Source organism: Sinomonas susongensis (assembly GCF_005877005.1).
Lineage (GTDB): Bacteria > Actinomycetota > Actinomycetes > Actinomycetales > Micrococcaceae > Sinomonas > Sinomonas susongensis.
The window spans coordinates 1-4953 of sequence record NZ_SSNH01000024.1 but is presented as its reverse complement, the minus strand read 5'-3'; the positions used below and the strand labels follow the sequence as shown (position 1 = coordinate 4953).

Genomic DNA, 4953 nt, shown 5'->3' with positions numbered 1-4953 from the left:
CCGTCCTGTCGATCATGCCCTTCGACGACGTCGAGGAGGCCATCGCCATCGCCAACGACAACGACTACGGCCTCGGCGGAGCAGTCTGGTCCCAGAACATCTCCACCGCCCTGCGCGTCGTCCAGGGCGTCCACACCGGCACCATGTGGGTCAACTGCTACGGCTACATCGACCCCCTCGTAGGCTTCAACGGCACCAAGCTCAGCGGCTACGGCTCCAAGGGCACCTCCGCCCACATGGACACCTACCTCTACACCAAGAGCGTCTACATCCAACTCTGACCACAGCGGCCCTATTACCAACACCGCGTAGACAACTTCACCAGACGTGGGGCGAAGGCCAAACAGCGGCGGCCCGCCTCGTAAAGGCCGGGACCGCCGCCGTTTCGCTGCCCTGACCCAACGTCGCGATCACGCAGGGATTCGCATCCGTAGGTGGCGTCGACGTCGCGCTTCACCGGACTAACTCAGACCAAGCCTCCAACTCCTTTCGCCCATCGCCCGTACGACAGAGCACCCCCGGTCCGAAGACCGGGGGTGCTCTGTGAGTACACCACTCGCAGGGACGTCCTTCTACGCCACGAGCTGCTGGTCCTGATACAGGCCTGCGGCGCGGGCACGCTGGGTGGCCAGCTGGATGACCAGGTCGAGGTTGGGGGTTGGCACCTGAGCCAGTTCGGCCAGGTCGAGGGGGACCCGGAACATGGCATCGACCTCCATGGGGCGGCCGGCCAGCAGGTCCTGGGCGATGCTCTGGAGGTGCCCGGACTTCGCCAGCTTGCTCAGGCCCTCCTCGGGGTTCCCCGGGTCACAGCCCAGGGCTTGGGCGATGGCTGCGCCTTCGTCGGCCATGGCCTTGGCCGTGCCGGCGATGGCCGGCTTGTCGAGGACGTCCTTCATGGGCGAGGCGCTCAGAACGGCCAGCGAGCCCCCGATGAGGTTCATCAGCAGCTTGGCCCAGACCGCGTCGCGGATCTTCGGGGTGACCGTGACCTCCAGACCGGTCGGGCCCAGGAGCGAAGCCAACGTTTCCAGCCGCGCGTCCGGCTTCCCGTCCGGCCGGCCGATGATCAGACGGTTGACGGGATTCTCGGCCCGGATGACGCCGGGCGCGACGACGCTGCAGGCTGTATAGGCGACGGCGCCAACTGCGCGCGCGGGGCCCACGTGATCCCACAGCGCCTGTCCCGGGTCCAGACGTGGGAGGTGCGTTCCGTCCAAGTTCCCGCCATGGGAGTGGAAGTACCACCACGGGATGCCGTTGGTGACGAAGAGCACCAGGCTGTCCTTGTGGAGCAGGGAGCCGATGTTCTCCGCGATCGCCGGAAGGGCGGGGGCCTTGACCGCAACGATGACGATGTCCTGTGGTCCGAGCTCGCTCGGATTGTCGGTGGCGGTCGGGTGGGAGAGAAGCTCTCCGTCCCGGGTCTGCACCCGGAGCCCGTGCTGCCGGATAGCGGCCAGCTGCTCGCCACGGGCGATCAGCGAGACCTCGGCCTGGCCCTCGGCGAGCCGTCCGGCGATGTGACCGCCGACGGCGCCTGCGCCGTACACGCAGATTTTCATGTGCGCTTTCCTGTCCTGTGAGATGTCGGTCAGTCGAACTGCCGGCGCTTCTGCGCCGCCGCTCCGCTGAGGAAGGTGATGTCGTTGCCGGTGGAGACGAAACCGGCACCGAGGTCCAGGTACTGGCGCACGAGGTCGGGCCGCCCTCCGAGCCCGCCGATGCCCACGGCCTTCCCGTTGGCGCGGCAGGCGTCTATGACCTGGAGGAATGCCTTGTGCACCTCGGGGTGATCTACTTGCCCCGCTGCGCCGAGCTCGGCGCTGAGGTCGCTGGCGCCCACGAGGAGCATGTCCACGCCGTCCACTGCGGCGATGTCCTCCACTGCTTCCAGGCCGGCCCGGGACTCGATCATCGCCACCACCATGGAGGCCTGGTCGAGCTCGCGGATGGTCTGGGCCGCCGGCAGGGAGCGATAGTTCAGCTGGGGCGCGGAGCCTGAGAAGGAGCGGATGCCCAGTGGCGCGTGCTTGACGGCGCTAACCGCGGACCGTGCCTCGTCGGCCGACTGCACTCCGGGCACGATGATGCCCATGGCGCCCGCGTCCATGACCTTGGCGATGAAGAAGGGGTCGGGGCCGGGGATGCGGACGAGGGGGGTGACTCCGAGCGCATTGCATGCCATGCAGATCTGGCCGGCGGCCTCGAGCGGGAAGCTGCTGTGCTCCATGTCGATGTAGATGGAGTCGAAGCCGGCGGTGTAGGCGATCGAGGCGATGTCGACGGTGCGCACGAGTCGGACCGTCATCGAGAAGACCGGCTCGCCCCTGGAGAGCTTCTCCTTGGCGGGGTTGCGCAGCAGGGGGGTGGATTCGTTGTTGTTCATGTTCGGGAGGGCTCCAGACGGGCTCGGGTTGTCTCAGCCGAAGAGGGTCGGCAGAGCTTGGGCTTCGTCCTCGAACCCGTAAACGGATTTGATTTCGAGGTATTCTTCGAGGCCGAACCGGCCCATCGAGCGGCCGATGCCGGACTGCTTGTAGCCGCCCATGGGCGTGTACGAGTCCGTGGGCGCGCCGTTGTAGCTGACTCGTCCGGCACGCAGCCCGTTCGCGACGCGGCGTGCATTCGTGCGGTCGCTGCCGAAGACGTAGCCCCCGAGCCCATAGGGCGAATCGTTGGCGATGCGCAGGGCGTGCTCCTCGTCACGGTAGGACAGGACGGACAGGACGGGGCCGAAGATCTCCTCCCGGGCGATCGTCATCTCCGGCGTGACCCCGGTGAACACCGTGGGCTGGATGAAATAGCCCTGGTCGAGACCTTCGGGGCGCTCGAGGCCGCCGGTCACGAGGCGGGCACCCTCATTGATGCCGGTTTGGATGAGATCCTTGATCGACTTGAACTGGGCAGCGCTGACGACGGGGCCCATGGTCGTCGAGCCCTCCAGCGGGTCGCCCAAGCGGTAACGCCGTGCCTCGTCGACGAGGAAGGGCACGACCTGCTCGATCTGGCTTTCGTGCACCAGCATCCGGGCGGGGGCGTGGCAGGACTGGCCGGCGTTGAAGAAGCAACGCTGGATGTTCCAGCGCGCGGCTCGTTCCAGATCGGCGTCGGGCAGCACGATATTCGCCGACTTTCCACCCAGCTCAAGGGAGACTCGCTTGACCGTGCCTGCGGCCGCCGCACCTACCTGCTTGCCCGCTGCGGTCGATCCCGTGAACGAGATCAAGTCCACATCAGGGTGGCGCGAGAGCGTGTCGCCGACCTCGCGGCCGGTGCCGTTCACCAAATTGAAAACACCCGCCGGAACGCCGGCCTCGTGCAGGACCTGAGCCATGAGAGCACCGCTCGCGGCCGAGTTGAGGCTGGGCTTTGCCACGATCGTGCAGCCGGCGGCCAGGCCGTAGATGAGCTTGATGACGCCAGTCTGGACGGGCCAGTTCCACGGGGAGATCAGTGCGCAGACGCCGATCGGCTCGCGACGGACGATAGCGCCGCCAATCCGCGACTCGAAGGGGTACTCCCGCAGGAGGTCCCGGGCCACCCGCATGTGTTCAGCCGGGCCCGTGACCTGCGCGCGATTGCTGATGGGGATGCCGACCTCGCGCGCAATCAGCTCGGAGAACTCATCAGCATGCGACTCATAGACGTCGATGATGCGGTCGATCAAGGCGATTCGCTCGGCCACCGAAGCGGTGGAGAAGCTTTCGAAAGCGCGCCGGGCGGCGGCGACTGCGCGCTCCGCATCCGCGGCGCCGCCCATCGCCACTCGGGCGAAGGCCTCCTCGCGGGTGGGGTCGACGAGCTCGGTTTCGCGGGGCTCGATCGGCTCGGTCCACCGGCCGTCAATGTAGAGGTGGGGGTACTGCCTCATGCGGAAGTCTCCTCAGACTGGGTGCGGATTATCTGTCCTTGGGTCAGCTGCTGTGGGTGTAGCCGCCATCGCAGGCGATGGTCTGACCGGTGATGAACGCCGACGCCGGCGTGGCCAGGAAGAACATGACGCCCACCAGATCGGTGGGCACCATCCCACGCGGGATGCACTGCTGCGACGCCGCGCGCTCACGGCCTTCAATGGTGGGGTTGACGGTGCGCTCGACTTCCGTGGCGACCATGCCAGGCCGTATGCAGTTGACCGTGATCCCATCGTGGCCCAGCTCGCGGGCCAGAGAATTCGTCATGCCGATCACTGCGGCCTTGGACGTAACGTAGTGGAGGTAGTTGACCGTGCCGCGCGTCACCGTATCGGACGAGACATTGATGATGCGGCCGAAGCCCGCAGCACGCATGTGGGGAGCAACCGCCCGGACGCAAAGGTAGGTGCCCGTGACATTGACTCTCAGCACCTGTTCCCATTGTGCGAGGGGGATCTCTTCGAAGGGCCCCTTCTCAATGGTTGCGAAGATCGCGGCGTTGTTGATCAGCACGTCGACCCGGCCCCACTTCTCAATCACGGCGTCGACCATCGCCGCGACAGAGGATTCGTCGGCCACGTCCACCCGGACCGCCAGGGCGTCCCCACCGGCATCCTGGATCTCCTTGACGACAGTGTCGGCCTTGCCCAGATTGAGGTCGGCGACGACGGCAAGCGCTCCGGCCGCGGCGAACTGACGCGCCAGCTCACGGCCGATGCCCTGCCCGGCGCCGGTGATGATGACCACCCGGCCCTCGACGCTGAAGTCGCGCGCCGATGCCGGGACGCCGGAATCCTGCGGGGTGTGGGTCAAGGGTGTCATCGTCATCGTCGATTCCTCGCGTCGCGCTTTGTGGTGGCGTTGCAGGCGACCGCGGGTCAGAAGAATCTGCCAGTTGGCGCGCCTTACTCCTATAGACAATATCCCGCGATATGGGATATCGTCAATCATGCCGCCGGTCCTGCGGAGATGCGGGGCGGGGGCGCAGGCGGCCGGAGCGCCGCAGCCCGCCGGCTCCCGCCGCGGGACGGATCGACTT

5 protein-coding genes are annotated in these 4953 nt (G+C 66.8%); 1 reads left to right on the top strand and 4 read right to left on the bottom strand.

Annotation, left to right across the window (positions count from 1 at the left end; all coding sequences use genetic code 11):
• Positions 1-281, top strand: a 281-nt coding sequence (locus E6A21_RS17635; RefSeq protein WP_138445478.1) for an aldehyde dehydrogenase family protein, incomplete at its 5' end; no start/stop codon positions are given.
• Positions 282-572: 291 nt separating this feature from the next.
• On the opposite strand, the gene E6A21_RS17630 is transcribed toward E6A21_RS17635, so the two are convergent.
• The 4 genes from E6A21_RS17630 to E6A21_RS17615 are packed head-to-tail and all read right to left on the bottom strand — an operon-like array spanning position 573 to position 4865.
• Complete coding sequence (locus E6A21_RS17630) at positions 573-1565, bottom strand: ketopantoate reductase family protein (RefSeq protein ID WP_138445477.1); 993 nt, start codon at positions 1563-1565, stop codon at positions 573-575.
• Between the two features lie 29 nt (positions 1566-1594).
• Positions 1595-2389 carry an HpcH/HpaI aldolase family protein gene (locus E6A21_RS17625; protein WP_138445476.1) on the bottom strand — a complete coding sequence of 265 codons (795 nt, stop codon included), beginning with the start codon at positions 2387-2389 and terminating at the stop codon, positions 1595-1597.
• Between the two features lie 33 nt (positions 2390-2422).
• Positions 2423-3874 (bottom strand): aldehyde dehydrogenase family protein, encoded by a 1452-nt coding sequence (locus E6A21_RS17620; protein WP_138445475.1) that lies wholly within the window; start codon positions 3872-3874, stop codon positions 2423-2425.
• A 43-nt stretch (positions 3875-3917) separates the two neighbouring features.
• Entirely contained in the window at positions 3918-4865 is a 948-nt protein-coding gene (locus tag E6A21_RS17615) for an SDR family NAD(P)-dependent oxidoreductase (RefSeq protein ID WP_246036619.1), read from the bottom strand.
• Positions 4866-4953: the final 88 nt, after the last annotated feature.